The organism is Alphaproteobacteria bacterium, from assembly GCA_033344895.1.
Taxonomy (GTDB): domain Bacteria; phylum Pseudomonadota; class Alphaproteobacteria; order UBA8366; family Aestuariispiraceae; genus Pacificispira.
The window spans coordinates 508542-531621 of sequence record JAWPMN010000001.1; the positions used below are offsets into that span (position 1 = coordinate 508542).

Annotated in this window: 17 protein-coding genes; 1 reads left to right on the forward strand and 16 read right to left on the reverse strand. The window is 63.9% G+C overall.

Going from position 1 to position 23080, the window contains the following annotated elements; genetic code table 11:
* Positions 1 to 4: 4 nt before the first annotated feature.
* Positions 5 to 2062 (reverse strand): trypsin-like peptidase domain-containing protein, encoded by a 2058-nt coding sequence (locus R8L07_02330; GenBank protein ID MDW3204353.1) that lies wholly within the window; start codon positions 2060 to 2062, stop codon positions 5 to 7.
* Positions 2063 to 2204: 142 nt separating this feature from the next.
* Positions 2205 to 3320 carry a cyclic nucleotide-binding domain-containing protein gene (locus R8L07_02335; GenBank protein ID MDW3204354.1) on the reverse strand — a complete coding sequence of 372 codons (1116 nt, stop codon included), beginning with the start codon at positions 3318 to 3320 and terminating at the stop codon, positions 2205 to 2207.
* A gap of 103 nt (positions 3321 to 3423) precedes the next feature.
* Between R8L07_02335 and R8L07_02340 the strand changes: the two genes are divergently transcribed.
* On the forward strand, positions 3424 to 4974 hold the full coding sequence (locus R8L07_02340; GenBank protein ID MDW3204355.1) for a radical SAM protein: 1551 nt from the start codon (positions 3424 to 3426) through the stop codon (positions 4972 to 4974).
* On the opposite strand, the gene R8L07_02345 is transcribed toward R8L07_02340, so the two are convergent.
* The 14 genes from R8L07_02345 to R8L07_02410 all read right to left on the reverse strand — a co-directional run bounded on the left by R8L07_02345 (position 4901) and on the right by R8L07_02410 (position 22967).
* On the reverse strand, positions 4901 to 6040 hold the full coding sequence (locus tag R8L07_02345; GenBank protein MDW3204356.1) for a glycosyltransferase family 1 protein: 1140 nt from the start codon (positions 6038 to 6040) through the stop codon (positions 4901 to 4903). The two genes, R8L07_02340 and R8L07_02345, sit on opposite strands and share 74 nt — an antisense overlap.
* Positions 6037 to 6867: a UDP-2,3-diacylglucosamine diphosphatase gene (locus R8L07_02350; GenBank protein MDW3204357.1), complete on the reverse strand. Its 831-nt coding sequence runs from the start codon at positions 6865 to 6867 to the stop codon at positions 6037 to 6039. Before R8L07_02350 ends, R8L07_02345 begins: the two co-directional genes overlap by 4 nt.
* A 715-nt stretch (positions 6868 to 7582) precedes the next feature.
* Positions 7583 to 8056: a GNAT family N-acetyltransferase gene (locus R8L07_02355; GenBank protein MDW3204358.1), complete on the reverse strand. Its 474-nt coding sequence runs from the start codon at positions 8054 to 8056 to the stop codon at positions 7583 to 7585.
* A 74-nt stretch (positions 8057 to 8130) separates the two neighbouring features.
* A complete protein-coding gene (locus R8L07_02360) occupies positions 8131 to 9252 on the reverse strand; it encodes an NAD(P)-dependent oxidoreductase (protein ID MDW3204359.1) in 1122 nt (373 codons plus the stop codon).
* Positions 9249 to 10241, reverse strand: coding sequence for a glycosyl transferase family protein (locus R8L07_02365; protein MDW3204360.1), 993 nt, complete (start codon positions 10239 to 10241; stop codon positions 9249 to 9251). The genes R8L07_02360 and R8L07_02365 overlap by 4 nt, the downstream gene beginning before the upstream one ends.
* A complete protein-coding gene (locus R8L07_02370) occupies positions 10238 to 12862 on the reverse strand; it encodes a molybdopterin-dependent oxidoreductase (protein MDW3204361.1) in 2625 nt (874 codons plus the stop codon). The genes R8L07_02365 and R8L07_02370 overlap by 4 nt, the downstream gene beginning before the upstream one ends.
* A 2-nt stretch (positions 12863 to 12864) precedes the next feature.
* On the reverse strand, positions 12865 to 13206 hold the full coding sequence (gene nirD, locus R8L07_02375; protein ID MDW3204362.1) for a nitrite reductase small subunit NirD: 342 nt from the start codon (positions 13204 to 13206) through the stop codon (positions 12865 to 12867).
* Positions 13203 to 15641, reverse strand: a complete 2439-nt coding sequence (nirB, locus tag R8L07_02380; protein ID MDW3204363.1) for a nitrite reductase large subunit NirB — start codon at positions 15639 to 15641, stop codon at positions 13203 to 13205. The genes nirD and nirB overlap by 4 nt, the downstream gene beginning before the upstream one ends.
* Positions 15641 to 17299, reverse strand: a complete 1659-nt coding sequence (locus R8L07_02385; protein ID MDW3204364.1) for a nitrate ABC transporter ATP-binding protein — start codon at positions 17297 to 17299, stop codon at positions 15641 to 15643. Before R8L07_02385 ends, nirB begins: the two co-directional genes overlap by 1 nt.
* A gap of 5 nt (positions 17300 to 17304) precedes the next feature.
* Positions 17305 to 18390 (reverse strand): ABC transporter permease, encoded by a 1086-nt coding sequence (locus R8L07_02390; protein MDW3204365.1) that lies wholly within the window; start codon positions 18388 to 18390, stop codon positions 17305 to 17307.
* Between the two features lie 90 nt (positions 18391 to 18480).
* A complete protein-coding gene (locus R8L07_02395; GenBank protein MDW3204366.1) occupies positions 18481 to 19827 on the reverse strand; it encodes a CmpA/NrtA family ABC transporter substrate-binding protein in 1347 nt (448 codons plus the stop codon).
* 228 nt (positions 19828 to 20055) lie between these two features.
* Positions 20056 to 21237 carry a CmpA/NrtA family ABC transporter substrate-binding protein gene (locus tag R8L07_02400; GenBank protein ID MDW3204367.1) on the reverse strand — a complete coding sequence of 394 codons (1182 nt, stop codon included), beginning with the start codon at positions 21235 to 21237 and terminating at the stop codon, positions 20056 to 20058.
* Positions 21234 to 21830 (reverse strand): ANTAR domain-containing protein, encoded by a 597-nt coding sequence (locus R8L07_02405; GenBank protein MDW3204368.1) that lies wholly within the window; start codon positions 21828 to 21830, stop codon positions 21234 to 21236. Before R8L07_02405 ends, R8L07_02400 begins: the two co-directional genes overlap by 4 nt.
* Before the next feature lie 228 nt (positions 21831 to 22058).
* A complete protein-coding gene (locus R8L07_02410; GenBank protein MDW3204369.1) occupies positions 22059 to 22967 on the reverse strand; it encodes a LysR substrate-binding domain-containing protein in 909 nt (302 codons plus the stop codon).
* Positions 22968 to 23080 lie beyond the last annotated feature (113 nt).

Here is a 23080-nt window from a genome sequence, read left to right on the forward strand (position 1 = left end):
GAAATCATCGCCGAGGCGGCGCCGGGGGTGGGTCGTCGAGGAACCGCCGCGCTGCCTCTGCCTGCCTTGGATCGGCGATACGCAAGAGCTCGTACGCTTTTTCCGCGAGCGCCGGCTCTCCCCCCCAAATCCCGGATTGGATGGCGAAACGCAGCGCCTGCGGATCTTTAGGCGCCAATTCCATAAGCCAGCGGGCATGGTCCGTCATCTCAGCGAACCGGCCGGCGATCTGGAGCGACACCAGTAGCGAAATCCGCGCATTTATCGAATTCGGAACCTGGCGAACCGCTTGACCATGCATCGCGATCGCTCCGTCGAAATCGCCTGATTGTCCAAGCACCCGCCCCGCATCCAGCAGTTGGCCATGGTTGTCGGCCGCACCGCACTGGACCGCTAGTTTCTGAAGCAGGTCGTTGTCCGACGCCCCCCTGTGACTGGCCTCCAGTGCATCTGCGCAGGCCCTGAAAGCCGCCCCGAGCTCACCATGCCGGGCAGCCGCGTCCGGATGGTCGCGAAGTTCCAGAAGCTTTCGAACATCGGCCAGCGGAATGGCTTCATATCGACCGTCTCCCCCGCCGACGGCGATCGCCACCAGATCGCCATCGCCGTCGACCAGTGCACCGCCGCTGACACCGGGCTGCATCTGGGCGGACACGTGAAGGCGTCCCAGCGCCGCCCCCGTTGCGGGAAGCGCAATCAGGTCGCCCGCATCAAAGACCCGGACCAGTTGGCGTGCCACATCCGCCCCGATTGCGTGGAAGGTTTCTTCGGGGTCCGCTGCATCCTGATCAAGTGGCGGGATGAAACCGGCCTCAGGCAGCCCCGCCACCTGGAGCAAAACCAAGTCTCCCGCATAGGCGGTAGGGATAACCACACCTTTCAACGGACCACCCGGCGCGTGCACCACGACGTCCATGCGATCCGCGACGACATGACGGTTGGTCACCAGAAGCGTGTCGCCGATCCGTGTTGCACTAGCGATGGGATCGAAGCTGGAAATCGGGAACACCGCCTGACGCATGCGGCAGACCGCCGCTGCATAGGGGCAATCACCGCTGGTCGATTGAGGCGACGGTTCCTGCGCAGTGTTCGGCGGCGTGTCGCTGAACGCGAGGCCGATGCTTAGTTCGGTGCCGTTGCGCTCAATCAGTACCGGGACGGCTTCCGCGTCGTCGGCGATGAGGGCAAGTGCGGCGACCGCGTCCCTCGGCGTGCGGATACGCCGGACTCCGATTCGAAGGATCAGGTCGCCGCTCTGAAATCCGGCGCGCGCCGCCGCGCCGTCGGGCGCCAACGATGCCACGACCGGGGCCGCGATTCGGGTCAGCTGCTCGGCATCCGGCGGCAACAGGCGCCAGCCTGGTGAGCGGTAGGAGACGGTGCCGTCTGAAATCAGGGCGTCCGCCACACGGTCCAGCAACGCAGTGGAGACCGCGAAATTGATCCCGATATTGGTGTCGGCTCCGGATGCGAAAATGGCCGACAGCATGCCCACCAGCCGCCCTTCGGAATTCACCAGGGCGCCGCCGGACATGCCGGGATTGGTCGCGGCATCCGTCTGAATGAAATCTTCGACCGGATTGAAACCGGCATTCGTGACCGCCAGCGCCGAGACCACACCGCAGGTGATCGATGTCCCCAGGCCATAGGCGTTGCCGATGGCACAAACCGGTTCGGCAAGGGCCGTATCCTGCGCAATCTCAAACGCCGGAAGGTCGGCATTCACTTCCAGGATCGCAATGTCGCTGGCAGCATCGCCGGCGATCAGACGTGCCGGCAGGATACGGCCGTCATGCAGGCGGACGTCGATCCGCTGAGCCGGTTCCACCACATGCCAGGCCGTCGCGACGATGCCCGGCCGAACGACCACACCGCTGCCCTCCGGCACGGTACCGGGCGGCGCCCCCGTTCCGCCCTGCGCCCGCCCCGGCCAGACCGGCAGGACCGACACCACGGAGTCCAGAACCGTTTCCGGTGCCGCCTGAACCGCCGGAATGGAAAACGACACAGGCCAAAGGCCGGCCAGTAGCAGGACAACAATGAAAAATCTCAGTGCCCGCATGACAATCCCTCGCGGCGATCCGGACGCCATCACGGCGCCATTCCCTGCATATTCGACATCATGGCTCAGGGATAGCGCAAGGACGGGAAAAAGGGATGCGCCTCCCGACCGCCATTCGTCACAGGCACGCAGAACAGCGCCATTAGAACGCCACGACGAACGCGGCTAGCACACCCAGCCAGTAATGAAGCACCGTCACGCCGATCAAATTCTTCTGCGCCTGATAGACGTAACCGAAGATGATGCTGGCAAAGAAGGTGATGATGACCGCATCGATTCCGAACGCCAAATGCAGGGAGGCGAAGACGGTACTGGTCAGCAGGATCGCACGATGCCCCCTGGTGTCGGCCAGGAACTTCTGGAAGAGCCCCTGCAGGAGGCCGCGCGACCCCACCTCCTGAAAGACGGTATGCGCGAAGTACTGAAGCAGAAAGAGTCCGTCGACTCTTGCGCCTTCCGGGGCCGGGCCCGCTGTCCCGGTCTGCTTGAAGAAGATCAGATAGATCGCCGCCGGTATCGTGATGACCACGCAGGCCGCAACGGACTGTAGCAGCGCGCGCCAGAAACCTTCCCGCCGAATGCCGAGATCGGCGAGCGGAATCTTCATTACCTTGATCACCAGGAGACATGGCACCGCCAGGAAGAGGATCGCCTGCCACGAGAAGCCCGGGTCATAAACGTCCTTCACATATTCTTCGGCGACCAGATAGAACAGCGCCGTTGAAATCAGGAAGATCGCGATCGTGAAAACCAGGAAGTGTCCGAACTGGTTCTGTAACGTCTTGATTTCGAGTTCCCGCCGGAGCGACGCAAGCATATCATCGCTCATCCGGCGCGCCCGGGTCACGACGACGCCGGCAAGCGCCCCCTTGAGCGCACCGAGAACCGCGGCTCCACCCTCGGCGGATTCCAGCGCCTTGGTCGAAATCTCGATCAACCTGCAGGGACTTTCTGCGCGAACGGACGACGTTCGCGTCCCGCCGTCCAGGAAGGCCAGTTCCCCGACAAATTCCCCGGCCGGCACTCCATTGAGCCGAACGTCACGCTCGTCGCCCGCCCGTCGCACCGCAACGGCATCGCCGGAGAGCAACAGATAGAGGGCGTCGCTTTTCGCACCCTCCCGGACGATGTAGTCGCCGGATCCGAGTTCCAGACGACGGGCCGCCCTGGCAATGGAAAGGATGGTTTCGTCCGACAGCTTCTCAAGAGCGGACTGCTCCCGCAGGATTTCCGCAATTGTCCGGGTATTGTCAGCCATAACATTCCGAGATCAAAGGTGGCGGGGCACTTCAGTTCGGTGTACCAGACTAGTGAGGGTGAGACCAATGTCTTGCCTATTGGGCCGCCAGGCAACACGCGCGATGCGCCCTGTAACGAGGATCCAGACGCTGGCCCCCAAAAAAACCGTTCTGATCATCAACGCCTATTTCGACCCATGGCGTTCCGCCACGCCGACCCGCTGGTTCGTGCCCCGTGCGATGGCGCCCTTCTTCCTGGCCGGCCATTTCAACCGCGAGCGTGTCGAGATACGCGTATGGGATGAGGTGTTTCACGGCCCCTTGTTGGACACCCGCATGCTGGAATGGCCGGATCTGGTCGTTTTCACCGGATTGACCGCGTCGTTCGACCGGGCACATCAGCTCTCCGCCTATTACCGGCACGCAAGGCCGTCCGGCATCACCGTGATCGGGGGGCCGATCGCCCGCGCCCTGCCCGGCCTGTGCGCCGAAATCTTCGACTATGTCGCCCAAGGCGACGTCGAAGACATGGCGGCGATCGTCGCGGACCTGTTCGGGGCCGATCACATCGTAGAGGAAGGGGCGCCACGCTTCGATTTGGCCCGCCCGACCATGGGCCTCGGCTATCTGGAGACCACGAAGAACTGCAATTTTGCCTGCTCCTTCTGCTCGCTGACGGCGGAAGGCCGGTCCTACATGCCGCATTCCGACGCCTCGATCACCCGCCAGCTCGACGCGATGGGTCGGGTGATGGGGGTCATGGTTCTGGACAACAATTTCTACGGCAACAGCCGCGAAAGCTTTCGACACCGCACGGAACTGATTGGGGAGCGGTGGCGACGCGGCCAGTTCAGGGCCTGGGGGGCCCTGGTGACCGGCGACTTCTTCAAACGGCCGGAGAATCTGGAACTGGTGGCGAGGAACGGGTGCAAGGCGCTGTTCTCCGGTGTGGAATCCCTCGACCCGGACGTTCTGAAACACTTCAACAAGAAGCACAGCATCGCATCGGACCCTCGGACACTGACCGAGCTCTGCGCCGCTCACGGCATGACCTTCGATTACGGCATGATCGCGGACTTCACGGAACAGACGGTGCAGGAGGTCGCCGATCAGGTGGACGGCATTCTGGCCGACCATCGGATTCCCCTGCCGGGTCTGCTGTCCATACCGATCCCGATCCTGGGCACACCACAGTTCGAAACGTCGGCCCGCGCGGGCCGGATGATGCCCGATCTGATGCTGAGCGACATGGACGGCATGAAGTTGGTCGAATGGCCGAAAGAACCGCTGGAGACCGTGCGTCTCTTCCTGGCCGACCTTCTGCAATTCCGTGGGCGGAAAGCGGCACTGGCCCGTCACGCGGTCCGGCACGCCTGGCACTGGCGGCGGCATGTCGGCTGGGACCAGACGGCACTTGCCTTGGTCCGTCCCCTTCACCGCTTCGGCGGGCGCATCGACATTGGCGCGCCCCGCCGCATGTTGGAGACCTATCGCGAACCGTCCCGCACCTTTTCCGCCATGAGCGATCCGCTGCGCAATGCCTACAGACCGCGCGTCAATCTCCCGGCCCGCTTCGAGAAATGCTTCGAGCCGTTGCGGATCACCGACCCGGAAGGCGGCCTGAGCGAGGCCTATCTGCGAGCCCGGCCTCATCCCCGCGTGGCGGCGGAGTAACCGCTGCCGGCCGAACGGACAGCACATGCGTCAGGAATTGCCGCGCGCTGGCTTCCCAGCTGTAGCGCAGCGCATGCGCTCGGCACCGGTCGGCCGGAATCCCGCACGCGTCGAGGGCGGCCTGGCGCAGATCCTCCGACAACACGCCAACCCTGTCGGGACCTTCCGCGTAAGGGCCGAGCACGTCGCGCGGTCCCATGACCGGATAGGCGGCCACCGGTACGCCGCAGGCCAGTGCCTCCAGCAAGACCAGACCGAAGGTATCTGTGCGCGAAGGGAAGACGAAAACGTCCGCGCTTGCATAGTGGCGGGCGAGATCTTCTCCCGTCTTGACCCCGGTGAAATGGACCGCGGGATAGTCACGGCGCAGACGCGCGAGGTCCGGGCCGTCGCCGACCACCACCTTGGTGCCCGGCAGATCGAGCTCCAGGAATTCCGGTATGCTCTTCTCGACCGCCACGCGGCCGACATAAAGGAAGATCGGGCGCGGCAGATCGGCGGGCAGGATCGTGCCGTCGACCGGACGGAAGAGCGTCGTGTCGACGCCTCGCGACCAGGGCAGCAGACGTTCGAACCCACGGGCGGCGAGGTCCCGGCTCAATGTCTCCGTCGCAACCATGCAGCCGCCGCCGGCGTTGTGAAAGCGGCGGAACCAGCCGTAGAAACACGCGGCCGGCAGAGGCACACGGGCGGCAGCGTATTCCGGAAAGCGGGAATGGTAGGCTGTCGTATAGGGCCAGCCCATTCGCCGCGCCACGCTTGCCGCCATCAGACCGAGGGGGCCTTCGGTCGCAATATGCAGATGCGCGCAACCGGCCGCGATCATGCGCCGCCGAACGGTGCCGCGATGGGTCAGTGCGAGGCGAATGTCGGGATAACTCGGGCATGGCAGGGTTCGGAAGTCTCGGGGGGACAGGATGTCGACGCGAAACCCCATGCGGCCAAGTTCATCCTCCATGTATTCCAGGGACCGAACGACGCCATTGGTCTGAGGGCGATAGGCATCGGTGACGATGAGAATCGCCTTGTCGTCCGCCTCAAACCGCCCCTCGCCCGCGTCGGTCACAGGACGGGGCCGCCCGGACTTGGCCCGGGCGCCCCGACCGGCGTGTTGACGATCGCGCCAGTCGGCGCCGCCTGACGCGCACCCTCGGTCCAGCGGACCACTTCCAGGCGGCCGTCCAGATGTTCGATGATCGCGGTGCAGCTCTCCACCCAGTCGCCTGCATTCAGATAGTGGATGCCGCCCATCTCTCGGCCGACGGCATGGTGAATATGGCCGCATATGACCCCGTGCAGCCCGCGCCGCCGAACATCCTCCGCAACCACCGTCTCGAACTGGCCGATGATCCCGATGAATGTCTTCACATGGCGCTTGGCAAAGGCGCCGAGCGACCAGTAGCCCAGGCCCAGCCGGCGCCGCCCCCAGTTGACGACCGTGTTGCTGGTCAGTGCCAGTTCGTAGAACCAGTCCCCGAGATGGGCGAGCCACTTCGCCCTTTGCATCACGGGATCGTACTGATCGCCATGTGTGACGAGATACTGTCGACCGTCCGCCGTCTGGTGCACCACGTGGTCGCGCACCGCCACCTTCGCGACCATTCGACCGGCATAGACACGGGCGAATTCGTCGTGATTTCCGGGAACGAAGTAGACCGTTGTGCCGCGGGACGCCGATTTCAGCAGTCGCTGGATCACCGCTTCATGGGTCTGGGGCCAGTACCAGGACCGCTTCAGGCGCCAGCCATCGATGATGTCGCCGATCAGGTAAATCGTCTCGGCCTCATGCGCGTCCAGAAAATCCGCGACCAGTTCCGCCTGACAATGCCGCGTCCCCAGATGGATGTCCGAGACAAAGACTGTCCGGACCTTACGGCATGATGGCATCGCCATTCCCAATTCCTTCAACCGTTGCCGTCCCCGCAACGAGAAGGCCCCCTGCCGGCGCGTCCCCACCGCTTGCAGGTTGAAAATACCCCGGACTTTCGACGACATCCAGCCCGGATCGAACAGATCACACCTTCCGCGCGAAACCGGGACGAGCCCCGAGGTCGCAGTCCAGGAACAATTGCCCTGACCGGAGCCCTGAAACGTCCTCCAAGAATGGGAACCTCCGCTTCAGCGCAGATTGTGAGCCTCGTCCGTCCTCTCCCGCATCGACGGCCGTTAGCCAGAAGCGAACGCTACCGAAATCTGGAACAAGCTTGACGGCGCACGCCAACCGCCTCACCTGGTGACCAGGCGTTGGGGCCAAGAGCTTGCAAGCGGTAGCCGCCCGCCTCAGTTGAAACTCCCATGACAGAGCCGCCAAATACGGGCGAAGCCACACTCCGCTACTACATAGGGAATACGCTGGTCCGTTCCGCATCAGGGGCAGGCCAGGCATCTCTCACCGGCAATTCCGGCGTATGGCCCCGGGGCAGGCTATCCCCGGAAACGACTACCGGCCCTGGGCGGACTCTCTCAAGCATTGGCAAGCGCGGAGGGCGCAGGTCACGCGAAAGAACCAACGGCCCGTCTGTTCGCGGCCCCATCTCCCCGTCGACCATGAGCTGGGAGCTGGGAGCTGGAAGCTGTTGAGTTTCCATAATGCGCTTGTTCTCGAGATTCACACCGTCTCGAGACGATACTTGAGAAAACACTCGCCATCGTAATCAATTGAGCCAACGTATTTTGCACCAAGTCGGTCGAGAGCGCCCAATTTCTTTCGAGACGGCGGCAGAAGAAACGTCACGAACGATATTCGTTCGTCTGCAAGGGCGAATTCGATCGCTTTCTTTGTGATCCGTCTGCCAAGACCAAACGCTTCAGGTCTTAGGACCAAACCAAAGTCCCACTCTTCGCCTTCCTTCTGGAAACCACCCCATCCAACATATTCACCGTTTACGAGGAACGCCCAATGCCCGAGTCCATCTCCGATCCAGGATTGTTCTTTCCGAGCAACAAAACTCTCGACAACGTCAGTGTCCCATTTCGTTACGAGCAGGGGCATGTGCTCGGCCAACCGCGGGTCGGACATATGACGGGCTATCTCCGTCGGCTCAATTTCTGTTAACCGAACGAAGGAGACTTCATCTTTCATAACAGCCATCATTTTTATTGGATCGGAGGCCAATCTGCCTCCCATTTTGGGAAGAAGGCGTCTAGCCCGCTCAGTTATGCGGGTCCTCCTTCAAGAGAGCAAGCTAGGTCAATGTAGGGCCGAGCAGCCGGAATGGGGCGGGCGCCGGGAGAAGGTGACGCATCGCTGGGGCCGACAAGGTCCAGCCGGTCAAGATTGGACGCTGACAGAAACTCAAAGGCGGCCTTTCCTACGGCACGGGAGAGGAAGACAAGTCCGTCCAGGTGATCCGCCAGACCGTCCTGGTCCAACAGGATCACAATTCTGCTCCCCGCGCGCACCGAGACAGAGATGGCATCCATGTGCGCCTTCCAACGCGGGTCTTCCAGACCGAGCTCAATTCGGCACGCATCGCGACGGGCAAATTCTAGAATCGTTGATTCAACCTTGGTGCAGTGCAGGATTTCATCTGCTTCCTGCAGATGCTGCACGGCCCGGACGGAAATCAGGTCCGGGTGTCCCGATGGCGGTGTCGCAACCACGGTCACCCGGCCTTTGCCGTCACCTCCTGCCTCACCAACCACCCTACCATTGGAGTCCAGGGCATACTCGATCATCCGGCGCGCGCCGGCCTCGTCCCCCGTCGCAAGGGCGATGCCCGGTGCCCCATCGAAAACCCAGGCCCAAAAATCGCGACGGTCCCGGCGCGCCACCTGCGCGGCGACCCGACCGCGCAACCGGCCCGCCAGCGCGGCAAGCCGCCCGATCCGGATATCCAGCAGGGTTTCGATCCGTGATTTGATCCGGCGCCCCAGAAGCGGCGCAGTGCCTTCCGTGCCGATCGCGATCACCACCGGATCGCGGTCGACGATGGACGGTGTATAGGCCATGGACGCATCCGGATCATCGACCACATTGACCAGCGCCCCCATCTCCGCCGCCAGCCGTGCGAAGGTCCGGTTCGCCCCGGCGCACCGCGTCGCAACAAAGGCCATTCGGAATCCCGACAGATCGGCGGCGTCCGGCCATCGGGTCAGATGCGCGACCCTGCTTGCCGAAACCAGCCGTGTCAGATCAGGGTCGAGATCCAGTGCGAAAAGAACGATCGCCGCATCGGTCTTCAGAAGCAGCCGCAATTTTGCCGCGGCCGCTTCGCTGTTGCCGACGATCGCAACGCGTTGCCCGGTTGTCTTGATGAACATCGGAAATGTCTTCATGCACATTTCCTTTCCGGACCGGCGCGGTTCCGCCAAAGCCGGGCCGCCTCACGCTGCGCCAAGGCCATATCGCCGGCATGACCGGCGGCGAGAAGGGCCGCCGCCGCGGTGCCGGTTACCACCGCCTCCGCGAAAGGATCGTCCAAATCGCCGCGCCACAATGCGGGCAGATCGCGTGCGTCGGGTGCCGTATCCGCCAGTCGGCGCTTGTACGCCGTCAGGGGCATCGCGGTTTCGGACACCGCGACACCGTCCAGCACGCCGTAGAGCTCGACCGATTTCGACGGGTGGCGTTCGAACTCTCCGCCGCCGCCTTTCAGGATCATCACCCGCGGCTGGCCGAGAAGCAGCGCCGCTTCCTGCTGCAGATCCCGGTAGGGCGGATGAAAGACCCCCTGGACGCCCGCCGTCGCCCGGCACGGGTTCAGAACGCGCAGCACCGTATTGACCGCCGACCGCAAGCCCAGACTGTCCCGCAGGCGCAACAGGTCGAACAGATCCGGTGACAGCGCCTCCAACGGCAGATAGGCGATCCGGCTGCCGTCCAGGGCGTTCGCCAGGGCCGCCGGCGTGTCCGCGACGGGGATATCAAGCCCGGCCAGCGCCGCCCGCACATCGGCGCCGGTCCCTTGATGCGAGTTCCAGCCATGCAGCACGGTTCGATAGCCGGCCCCGGCCACCAGTTTCGCCGACAGCAGGAACCAGGGCAGGCCGCGCGACCGCCCGGCGGCATAGCTGGGCCAGTCCAGATCGGCCGATACCTGAGACCAATCGCCAAGGCCCGCACGGCCCGCATCAACGAAACCGGCGATCTCCGCCGCCGTCTCGCCGCGATACCGCATCAGCATCAGAAGCGCGCCCACCGCCTCACGTTCCGCCGCGCCGGACAGGATCAGCGTCATGGCCTCCCGCGCCTCGTCCCGGGTCAGGCTGCGCGCCCGCGACGGACCGCGTCCCAGGATGCGCACGAAGTCGGCCAGCCGGCTCATTCCGCCGCCACCCGGCTGGGGCCGCTGCGCATCAGAAGCCCGGAGAGTTCGGGACGGCAGGACCCGCAATTCGTGCCCGCCCCCAATGCCGCGCCGATGGCGTCGATATCGACCAGCCCGCGATCGGCGATGGCGGCCAGGATGGTGTTCACCCCGACATCGAAACAGCTGCAGACAATCGGGCCGGAATCCGGCCTTCCGGCACCGGGGCGCCCGGCCAATACATCGGCGGGCCGGGCCGGGCCCTTCAAGGCATCCGCCACGAAACTGCGCGACACCGCGACCGGTTCCGGCGCCGCGAACAAGGCCGCCTGGACCCGCCCCTCGGTATGGAAGGCGACACGGGCCGTGCCGCGCGTCGCGTCCATGGCGCTCAGCACCGAAACATCCTTGTGCAGACCGAAAAGCGCCCGGGCATAGCCGATCCAATCATCCGGCGTTTCGGTGCCCGCCAGTTCCGCCTGCCAGCCGCCGCCGGACCGTGCCCGGGCCCAATAGGCGGAGGCCGGGTCAAAGTGGCTGTGGCAGACCGCGAAACCGTACCAGGCGACCGCCAGCTTTTCGATCCGGGCGACCGATGCTTTCAGGGCGGGTTGCCCCGAATGCGGATCCGTATCGCCGGGCACCAACGCGTCCGTCCGTCCCGCGCTGGCCCAATGGCCATTCCAGTGCATCGGTAGGAAGATGCTGCCGCGCGGGGTGTTTTCCGAAATCAGTGCCCGCGCCACGACCCGGCCATACGGATTGTCGACCTGCACCAGATCGGCCGGCGCAATGGCCTTTTCCGACGCGTCGTCGGGATGAATTTCGACATAGGGTTCGGCGGTGTGCCGGTTCAGCCGCGGCGATTTCGCGCTGCGCGTCATGGTATGCCACTGATCCCGGACACGGCCGGTGTTGAGGCGCATCGGAAACGCCGTGCTTGTGGCCCGTGCGAAGGGGGTCGCGACACTGGGGATCATCCGCGCCCGCCGGTCGGGCGTGAAGAACCCGCCTTCGGCAAAGAACCGCCCCCCGCCGCCGTCACCGCCCTCACGCCGGGGCCATTGCACGGGCTCGAGGGCGTCATAATCCGCCTCGACCAGTCCGGTCAGGTCCAGGTCGCGTCCGAACCGGGCGGACAGACCGGTCAGGGCGGCATATTCGCGAAAGATATCCGCCGGCCGGTCATAGGCAAAGGCCTCCCCCCAGCCCATGGCGGCCGCGACATCGCATAGGATCCGCCAGTCAGGCCGCGCGGCGCCGGGCACCGGCAGGAAAGCCCGTTGGCGGCTGATGCGGCGTTCCGAATTCGTGACGGTCCCGGACTTCTCCCCCCAGCCGGCGGCCGGGAACAGAACATCGGCAAGCGGCGCCGTATCGGTCTCGGCGGTAATGTCCGACACCGCGACGAAGGGACAGGCGCGGATCGCGTCGCGCACCGAATCCGCCTCCGGCAAGGTCACCGCCGGGTTGGTGGAGATGATCCAAAGCGCCTTGATTTTGCCCTTTCGGCAGGCCCGGAACAGGTCTACCGCCTTCAGGCCCGGCGTGGAGGCCATGGCAGGGGATTGCCAGAAATTCTGCAAGGCCGCGCAATGTTCCGGATTGGCGATATCCATATGGGCGGCCAGCATGGTCGCAAGCCCGCCGACCTCTCGGCCACCCATCGCGTTCGGCTGACCGGTGACGGAAAACGGCCCCATGCCGGGCCGGCCGATCCGTCCGGTCGCCAGATGGACATTCAGGATGGCATTGACCTTGTCGGTGCCGTCGATCGCCTGATTGACGCCCTGGCTGAAGACGGTCACGACCTTTTCCGTCCCCGCCCACAAGTCGTAGAACGCCTGCAATTCCGGCGCGGTCAGACCGGTTTGGGACAGGTCGATTTCCGATGCCGCCGCCAAGGCTTCCGTCAGGCCGGAAACATGATCGCGGCAGTAATCGGCATCGATACGCCCGGTCCGTGCCAGATGGTCCAGCAGCCCGGCGAACAGGGCAAGATCCCCACCGGGCGCGATGGACAGGCTGATATCCGCCAGATCGGATGTCGCGGTCCGGCGCGGGTCTATGTTGACCACCCGCATGCCGGGCCGCGCCTGTTTGGCCGCCGTGATGCGCTGATAGAGGACCGGATGACACCAGGCGAGGTTCGATCCGACCAGCACGACCAGGTCCGCCAGTTCCAGATCCTCATAGACGCCGGGCACCGTATCGGACCCGAAGGCCCGGATATGCCCGGCGACGGTGGACGCCATGCACAGGCGCGAATTCGTGTCGATATTGGCGCTGCCGATGAAACCCTTCATCAGCTTGTTGGCGACATAATAATCCTCGGTCAGCATCTGGCCGGACGCATAGATCGCGACACTGTCGGGACCGTGCGCGTCGATGGCCTCGCGAAATGCCCGCGCGGTCTTTTCGATCGCCGACTCCCAGGTCGCGGGTTTGCCGTCGACCATCGGGGTCAGCAGCCGGCCTTCCAGATCCAGGGTTTCGCCCAGCGCCGCCCCTTTGGAACACAGGCGCCCAAAATTCGCCGGATGGTCGGGATCGCCCTTGACCGTGACCTTACCGTCGCGGGCCTCCGCCAGGATACCGCAGCCGACGCCGCAATAAGGGCAAACGGTCTTCACCGCCATGGTCAGGCCGCCTCGCCGATCCGGCCCCGCAGGCGGGCGGCATCGATCAGGATACGCCCGTTCTCGACCCGGACCGGATACACCGCCACCGCGCCTTCATCGGGCCCTGTGCAGCGACCGGTATCGAAATCGAAGACCCAGTTGTGCAGCGGGCAGGTTACCGATTTGCCGTGCACGATCCCGTCGCTCAACGGCCCGCCCTTATGCGGACAGCGATCGTCCAGCGCGAAGACCTCGTCCGCCTCGGTCCGGAAAATCGCGACGCAGGCGGCCGCCGTCTTCACCACGCGGGCGCCGCGGCGGGGGATTGCATCCATTTCCCCGATATCGATCCATTCGCTCATTCCGCCGCCTCCAGTGTCAGATCCGCCAGCGGGCGGTAGGATGGGCGCATCCGCGGCGCGGCGTGTTCCGCCCAGGGATCCTTTTGATAAACCGACTGCGACAGGTCGAAGCGCCGCACCAGGTCGGCCCGGTTCTCCGCGTCCTCGACGACCCGTTCGCGCACCCAATCCATCCCGACCTTCGCGACCCATTTGTAGGGCCGGTCGAGGTATTTCGCGTTTTCGCGGTAGAGTTGGACAAAGGCGACGATCAGTTCCATCGCCTCTTCTTCCGTCGCAACCTTCGCCAGGGGTTCGGTCGCCTTCACATCCATGCCCGCCGCGCCGGCCACGCCGATCTCGAAGCCGCTGTCGACACAGATGATGCCAACATCCTTGCAGGTCGCTTCGGCGCAGTTCCGCGGGCAGCCGGACACGGCCATCTTGACCTTGTGCGGTGTCCAGGAACCCCAGAGCCGGCGTTCGAGCTTGATGCCCAGCCCGGTCGAATCCTGCGTCCCGAACCGGCAATGGTCGGTCCCGACGCAGGTCTTCACCGTCCGCAACCCCTTGGCATAGGCATGACCCGACACCAGTCCGGCAGCATTCAGATCCGCCCACATGCCGGGCAGGTCCTCCTTGCGCACGCCCAGCAGATCGATGCGCTGCCCGCCGGTCACTTTCACTGTCGGCACGCTGTATTTATCGGCCGCATCGGCGATGGCGCGCAGTTCGTTCGGGGTCGTGATACCGCCCCACATGCGCGGCACCACGCTGAAGGTGCCGTCCTTCTGAATGTTGGCGTGATGCCGTTCGTTGACGAAACGGCTTTGCGGATCGTCGCGGTATTCCAAAGGCCAATCGGACAGCAGGTAATAGTTCAGGGCGGGGCGGCAGATATGGCAGCCGCAGGACGTTTTCCAGCCACAGGCCTGCATCACGGCCGGCATGGTCTTCAGGTCCTGCGACTTGATCAGCCGCCGAACTTCCTCATGGGTCAGGTCGGTACAGCCGCAGACCGGCCGGGCCGCTGGCGCCTGGAACGCGTCCCCCAGGGTGAGGGCCAGCACCTGTTCGACCAGACCGGTACAGGTCCCGCAGGACCCGGAGGCCTTGGTTACCGTCCGGACGGCATCCAGATCGGTCGCCCCGGCCCCGATGGCCTGGACGATGGTTCCCTTGCAAACGCCGTTACAGCCGCAGATTTCCGCATCATCCGGCAAGGCTGCAACGGCCGCCATAGGGTCCAGCGGCGATCCCCCCGCATAGGCCGGACCGAAGATCAGCGTGTCGCGCATGTCGGAAATGTCGGTGCCGTCCTTCAACAGGCCGAAGAACCAGCCGCCATCGGCCGTATCGCCGTAGAGCACGATCCCGACGATCCGGTTTTCGACCAGGACCAAGCGCTTGTAGACACCCGCGCCGGGATCGCGATAGACGATCTCCTCCCGACCTTCGCCATCGGAAAAGTCGCCGCCGGAGAACAAGTCGATCCCGGTCACCTTCAGCTTGGTTGACGTGATGCTGCCGCGATAGGCCGCATCCTGGCCCAGAAGCGTCTGTGCCGCGACCCGCGCCATGTCATAGAGCGGCGCGACGAGGCCATAGCACGTGCCGCCATGTTCGACGCATTCGCCGACCGCCAGGATATCGGCGTCCGATGTAACCATCGCATCGTCGACATGCAGGCCCCGGCCGCACGCCAGCCCGGCCGATTTGGCTAATTCGACATTGGGACGAATCCCGACCGCCATGACCACGATATCGGCGGGATAGACCGTGCCGTCGTCCAGCCGGACGCCGGTGACCCGGCCTTCGCCCTGGATCTCATGGGTGTTGGCCAGGACATGGACGCGAATGCCGCGCCGTTCCAACTCGGCTTTCAACAGGTATCCGGCGGCTTCGTCCAGCTGACGTTCCATCAGATGGCCCATCAGGTGCAGGACGGTGACATCCATGCCGCGCGCCTTCAGTCCGGCGGCTGCCTCCAGACCCAGCAGCCCGCCGCCGATCACCACCGCCTTGCGGCCCGACCCGGCCGCCGCGATCATGGCGTTGGTGTCATCCAGATCGCGATAGGTCACGACCCCGTCCAACTTGCTGCCCGGCACCGGAATGACGAAGGGGCTGGACCCAGTCGCGATCAGCAGCTTGTCATAAGGCGTTTCGCCGGACGCGCTGACGACCACCTTCCGGTCCCGGTCGATCCGGCTCACCGCCTCGCCGAAGCGGCAATCGACCCGGTTTGCCGCGTACCAGTCGGCATCATGGGTGACGATCTCCTCGTAGGTCTTCTCCCCCGACAGGACGGGCGACAGCATGATCCGGTTGTAGTTGCCGCGCGGCTCCTCGCCGAACAGGGTCACCGAATAGCGGTCCGGATCGCCCTCGAAGAGATGCTCCAGCATCCGGCCGGACGCCATCCCGGCGCCGATGACGACAAGTTTCTCGGCCATCACGCCGCCTCCTTCTTCTCGGCGCCGTGCTCATACTCCTCCAAAAAAGTCAGGAGCTCTTCGCGGTAGGCGTAGTAGTCGGGGTGTTCCAGCAGATGCTTGCGGCTGCGCGGGCGCGGCAGGGTCACATCCATGATCTTGCCGATCCGGGCGCGCGGCCCGTTGGTCATCATCACCACGCGGTCGGCCAGCAGGATCGCCTCGTCGACATCATGGGTGACACAGACCGCCGTCACCTGCGTGCGGGACCAGACCTCCATCAGGACTTCCTGCAACTCCCATCGGGTCAGGCTGTCGAGCATCCCGAAGGGTTCGTCCAGCAGCAGCAGTTTCGGCGACAGGGCGAAGGCCCGGGCAATCCCGACACGCTGTTTCATCCCGTTCGACAGTTCGGCCGCCGGCTTGTCCATTGAGTCGGCCAGGCCGACCCGTTCCAGATAGTATTCGACGACGTCCTGGCGTTCCTCCTGCGACGCTTTCGGATAGACCCGGTCGACGCCGACCGCACAGTTTTCCCGGGCGGTCAGCCAGGGGAACAGGCTCGGCGACTGAAAGACGACGGCCCGTTCCGGATCGGCCTCGGTCACATGGGTTCCGTCCAGAATGATGGCGCCCTTGGAGATATCGTTCAGGCCGGCTGTCATGGTCAGGACCGTCGACTTGCCGCAGCCCGAATGCCCGATCAGGGATACGAACTCGCCCTTCTTCATGGTCAGTTCGAAATCCTCGACCACCGTCAGGGGACCTTTCGGCGTCGGATAGACCTTATGAAGCTGCGAGAACTGCAGATAGCGCTCGTCGTTAAAGGAATGGGCCGCCTCGGCCACCGCCTTCGGCACGCCGTGGATCGGAACGACATCGGGCAGCAGACGCGTGCCGTCGATCTTCGAGGCGATACCGACCGCCATCAGGTATTGGGTGACCTTCGCACGCAGCGCCTTGAAGGCCGGATTGTGATTCATCGCCGCCCGGTCGCGCGGACGGGGCAGCGAGACCGTGAACTGATCGCCGATGGTGCCATCGGGGGTCAGGGTCACGATCCGGTCGGCCAGCAGCAGCGCCTCGTCGACATCGTTGGTGATCAGGACCACCGTCTTGCGGTCGGCCTCCCAGATCCGTTCGATCTCATCCTGCAGATTCGCGCGGGTCAGTGCGTCCAGCGCCGACAACGGCTCGTCCAGCAGCAGCACTTCCGGGTTCATCGCCAGGGCGCGGGCCACGGCGACGCGCTGGCGCATGCCGCCGGACAATTCCGCCGGCCGCCGGTCCGCCGCGTGGTTCAGACCGACCATGGCGATGTACTTCGCCGCGATCTCCTGGCGATCCGTCCTGGACAGTCCTTTGTGAACCGCATCCACGGCCAGCATGATATTGCCGCGGACCGTCAGCCAGGGCATCAGCGAATAGGACTGGAACACCAATCCCCGCTCCGGCCCCGGCCCTTGGATCCGGTCCCCCTTGAACAGGGCCTCGCCGCTGTCCGGCAGGACCAGACCGCTCATCAGGTTGATCAGCGTCGATTTCCCCGTACCGGAAAAGCCGAGGATCGCGACGAATTCTCCCTCACGCACCGACAGGTCGATATCCGTCAGCACATCCTCGCGCGCGGCACCGTCGCCGAAGCTCTTGCTGCACTTTTTCAGTTCCAGAATAGCCATGACGATCACCGATTGTTGGTGTGGGTCAGAAGGGTCTGGATCGCGTACATCATCCGGTCCAACAGGAAGCCGATGACCCCGATGGTGAAGACCGCGACCATGATCTTGGCGAGGCTCTGGGACGAACCGTTCTGGAATTCGTCCCAGACGAATTTCCCGAGGCCCGGATTCTGCGCCAGCATTTCGGCGGCGATCAGGACCATCCAGCCCACGCCCAGGCTGAGGCGCAGCCCGGTGAAGATCAGCGGCTGGGCCGACGGCAGGACCAGACGCGTGATCTTGGACCAGGTCGACATCTTCAGAACCCGGGAGACGTTCACCAGATCCTTGTCGATGCTGGCAACGCCATGGGCCGTGTTGATCAGCGTCGGCCACAGGGAACACAACGTCACCGTGATGGCGGAGTTCAGGAAGGATTTCGAGAACAGCCCGTCATTGGTCACATAGACCGCCGAGACGACCATGGTGACGATCGGCAGCCAGGCCAGCGGCGAGACCGGTTTGAAGATCTGGATCAGCGGATTGAACGCCGCGCTGGCCGTCGGGGACAGGCCGCAGATGATGCCGATCGGCACCGCGACCACGGTCGCCAGCAGGAAGCCGAAAAACACCGTTTGGATCGACGTCCAGATCTGATCGTAATAGCTGGGCGCCCCGGTGAACTCGCGCCATTTGACGCGGTCTTCCTTACCGGCGGCGATCAGCTTCTCGTTGCGCTCTTCCTGGCGTTCGTAGAATGCGGATTCCTTCTCGGCCTTGCGGGTCGCGTCCTCGTGGAGGGAGAGCATCTGCTCCCAGACCTGCGCCGGGCCGGGCACGGCGCCCAGCGATGTCTGAACCTGCGGGGCAAGATGAGCCCAGAGCATCAGGAAGGCCAGAATCGCGGCCAGCGGCACACCCAGCTGGCGCAGCACTTCGCGACCCTGGGCTTTCGGATTGTCCCCGGCGGCGGCACGCAGGATCGGCGTGCCCCAGCCGAGACCGAGAACTTTCAGATAGGTATCGATCTTGTTGATGCGGGCGAACAGCTTTTCCCTGCGGGCCTGTTTCCCGGCTGCGTCGGCGAAATCTTCGTCGGCGATGGCGGACATGGGTTCTTCCTCAAGCGCTGGAATTTGGAGCGTTGAAACGAAAGGCGGATGCCCGGCCGGCCCCGTATCTGGCCGGCCGGGCGGTCGGGCTTAGCCGCCGACGCTTCCTCCCTTGACGGTCTGGCCGCCTTTCAGGCCGATCGGGAAGCTTTCCAGATAGGCATTGGGCTGGCGGCCATCGAAGGCGATGCCGTCGATGAATTCGTCCTGCGGTTCGCGATAGCCGTCGCTGTCCCAGGGGAAATCCGCCTCCTGGACCTGGCCTTCCTCGACCAGCAGGCGCGCGGCTTCCAGATAGATGTCCGGGCGATAGACCTTGCGGGCGACCTCGTCATACCAGCCATCCGGCTTGGCCTCGGCGATCTGGCCCCAGCGGCGCATCTGGGTCAGGTACCAGACGGCGTCGGAATAGTACGGATAGGTCGCGTGATAGCGGAAGAAGACGTTGAAGTCCGGGACCTCGCGCTTGTCGCCCTTTTCGTACTCGAAGGTGCCGGTCATGGAATTGGCGATGACTTCGTAATCGGCGCCGACATATTCCGGACGCGACAGGATTTCGACCGCCGCCGGCCGGTTGGCGTTGTCGTTCTCGTCCAGCCATTGGGCCGCACGGATCAGCGCCTTGGTCAGGGCCAGGGTCGTGTTCGGGTATTTCTCGGCGAACTCGGCGGTGATGCCGAAGACCTTCTCAGGATTGTTCTTCCAGATTTCGAAATCCGTGATGACCGGAACACCGATCCCCTTGAAGACCGCCTGCTGGTTCCAGGGCTCGCCGACGCAATAGCCATAGATGGTGCCGGCCTCCAATGTCGCCGGCATCTGCGGCGGCGGCGTGACGCTCAGCAGAACATCCGCTTCGATCTGGCCGGTGACGTTTTCGGGGCTGTAATAGCCGGGCTTCAACCCACCGGCGGCCAGCCAGTAGCGCAGTTCGTAATTATGGGTCGAGACCGGGAAGACCATGCCCATATTGAACGGCTTGCCTTCCGCCCGGTATTTCTCGACGACCGGCTTCAGCGCGGTGGCCGAAATCGGGTGGACCGGTTTTCCGTCCGCGTCATGCGGAATGTGTTCCTTCATCAGCGCCCAGATCTCGTTCGACACGGTGATGCCGTTGCCGTTCAGATCCATGGAAAAGGGCGTGATGATATGGGCTTCGGTCCCGAAACCGATGGTCGCGGCCAATGGCTGACCGGCCAGCATGTGGGCGCCGTCCAGCTTGCCGTCGATGACGCCGTCCAGCAGGACCTTCCAGTTCGCCTGGGATTCCAGCGTGACGAACAGGCCTTCATCCTCGAAATAGCCGTTCTCGTAAGCCACCGCGAGGGGCGCCATATCTGTGAGTTTGATGAATCCGAATGTCAGTTCGTCCTTTTCGACATCGAGCATTTCCGCTTGGGCGGTGGTCGCTGCGATGGACAGAACGATACCGGTGATCAGGGGACGGAGCTTCATAACGCTCTCCTGGTTTCGGGCCCGCGCTTCCCTGCGCCGAGCCAATGAAAATGAAAAAGCCGCACGTCTTCCGCGACACCTGTCGCGGTGGACGAGCAGCTTTGCTCAATCATTCTCAGCGTAGAGATTGGACCCGGACACCTTTGCCCGAACCGTTCGATCACCGTATCATGTTGCAGTGCGAAATCAACTGGAAAATTCGGAACCGCCTCAGACCGAAATGACGATCGGGTCGAAAACGCGCCCGTCAAAGAACAGATCCGGCCCCAGATACATCTCGCCGGTCGACGACGCGACGGGGGAGCGCATGTCCAAAGCGCCTTCCAGTTTTTCCGACGCGCCGGGCATGTCGGCGCCCGCAGAATCCAGGCAGGTCCGGTACAGGTCCGGGCGGAAACAACCCCGCGCCACCGCCGCCGCCTCTTCCAGATCAAGCCCGTTCCGACGCGCCAGCCGGCTGGCAATCCAGACCGCCTGACTGCGCCAGGGGAAAGTTGCCGCACCGTCGAAGAATTCGATGAAGCGGGGTGTCACCCTTTCTTCCCCCGAGGCGTTGACGAGCAGCCGCCCCTGCAGCGTGCGTTCGATCATTTCCGAAGAAAGGTTGAGATAGTCGGCGCCGGACATGATCTCCGCCGCCGTCATGATATTGGCGGAATCGCCCAGCCAGCGTGCCGCGCGCCACACCGCTCGCATCAGACCGGACGTCGCCTCAATCTCGCGCTCCGCCCAGCCCTTGCGCACCGCCAGCACCTTCTCAGGCGCGAAGTTCCAGATCGCGGCACCGGGCAGAATCAGCTCTGCGTAGCCTCGCGCGACCGCAACGGATCCCCAGGGCTCCCCGACGCAGAACGCCTCGATCGTGCCCGCTTCGATGGCCTCCGCCATCTGGGGCGGCGGCACGGTCCGGACAATCAGATCCTGCGGCGCTTTCAGACCCAGCGCGCCGAGCCAGTAATACAGCAGTTCCGCATGCATTGAGAACGGGAACGGCACTCCGACGGTCAGCGGCTTGTCACAGACCCGGATCAGGGCGCGGCCGATTTCCGCTGCAGAGCTGAAATCGCCGGGCGCGCCCGCATCGGCCATGCGGCGCGCCAGTCTTCTGGAGACGCCGACGACATTGCCGTTCATCGACAGGACGGACAGCGCATCGAGCGCCAGCGCCATGCCGCCCAGCCCCATCGACATCGCGATCGGCACCGGGGCCAGCAGATGCGCTGCATCCAGCCGGCCGAGCGCCAGCTTGTCGCGCACCGCGGACCAGGACGGCTGCGCCCGGAGCTGCAGGTCCAGCCCCTCCTCCCGCGCGAAGCCCAGTTCGCGCGCGATGACCAGTGGCGCACTGTCGATCAACGGAATGAAGCCGCATTCCAGTCGCCGCAAACTCATCGCAGCAACTCCGCCGCGGTGACGATGGCACTCGCCACATCGCCGATCTTGCGGCCTTGATCCATCGCCGTCCGACGCAGCAGGGTATAGGCCTCCTCCTCCGACAGGCCGCGGGCGCGCATCAGGATTCCCTTGGCGCGATCGATGGTCTTGCGTTCCGCCAGGGCCGCCTTGGTCGCATCCAGCTCCTTGCGCATCCGGCTGATCATGCCGAAACGCGCGATCGCCGCGTCCAGCACGGGTTTGATGCGTTCCTTGCGCAAGCCGTCGACGATATAGGCGCTGACCCCGGCTTCGATCGCCGCGCGGGTCAGTTGCGTATCGCTGCGGTCGACGAATATCGCCACCGGCCGGTCCAGCGGTGTGGAGGCCAGCGCCAACCCTTCCAGCACGTCGCGGCTGGGATTCTCCAGGTCGATCAGGACGACATCCGGTTTCAGGTCTTCGATGCGCCGGGCGAAACCGGATTCCTCGCCGATGACCGAAACTTCGTATTCTCCGGCCTCGCGCAGCCCGTCCACGATCATCATGGCCCGGTCGCGATCTTTCTCGATTACGGCGATGCGCAATCTGCTGGTTTCGGCGTTGGTCATGCCTAATGTTGCGATGCAACATAGCCGTTGGCAATTGATTCTTTAACGGAGGCTGCTCGCCTGGTCGATGACGCCCAGGCCACTCTCAGAAACCAACGGGATAGGCAAATTCCCATCAGGCTGCCACGTTGGTCTCTGTCCGCCTCCTTACCTCGCAGCCAGAACACCATGACCCGTCTCCTACTGGAAAGAAGTTGCGCTTGGGTAACATGCCCCTGCATTTCTCCCTTAGGACGACATCAATGACGAAGGTACCGTCCGCACACAGGACTTCACTTCGTTCGACAACCAGTGAGAAAACAATTCTGGGATTGCGTCTGAACGACGGTTCCTGACTGCCATGTGGTATCCGTCCCGCGCAGGCGCCGACCGATCGTACGCGACCACGAGGCTGCCATCTGCGAGACAGGGGGCAGCCAGAATCGCGCTTGTCAGGGCTACCCCTGCCCCACAGCGCGCCATATCGACCGCCAGACCATAGGAATCTACGAGCTGCGCAATTTCAACGGGTGCCTCCAGCCCATTGTGTTCTGCCCAGGAGTGCCAAGAGTCCGACGTACCAACGGCCTGAATAAGCCGCAATCCCCGTACCTCTTCCCAGGTCAAGGAACCAGTTAACAGTTTCGGCGTGCATACCGGCACCAAACGGTCCTCCAGAAATGGTACGGCCCCTTCCCCGACAAGTTCCTTTGATCCAAACCGGATATCCACGTCGGCGTCCGACAAGACAAAGTCATCCGGCCAGAGGGTGCTGCGTATTCTGATCTGGACGCCCGGATGGGCGTCGAGAAAGGCCGACATGCGGGGGGCCAGATACCATTGGGCGAAGCTGAGGCTGGTCGCGACAGTCAGCACACCATCCGGCCGAACCGGTTCGAATACCGCCGTGGCGGCCGTCAGACTGCTGATCGCCTTGGTCGCATAGGGCAGCAGACGGCGGCCAGCATCCGTCAAGGCCAGGCCGCGCGGCTTGCGCAGGAACAACGGCACCCCGAACCGCATTTCCAACGACCGAACATGCTGACTGACCGCCGATTGCGTCAGTCCCAATTCGTCAGCCGCCGCCGTGAAGTTCAGATGCCTTGCCGCGCATTCAAACGCGCGGAACCAGGTCAGCGGCGGAAGTGCGCGCGCCATAGCCTCAACCTCACCATTAGATTCATTAATGGCAATGGCCGCAAATACGTCGTTTGTCAATTGAACGGGTTCCTTCGATCCTCTGCCGCAACGGAATCAGCGGCGCGAAGCCG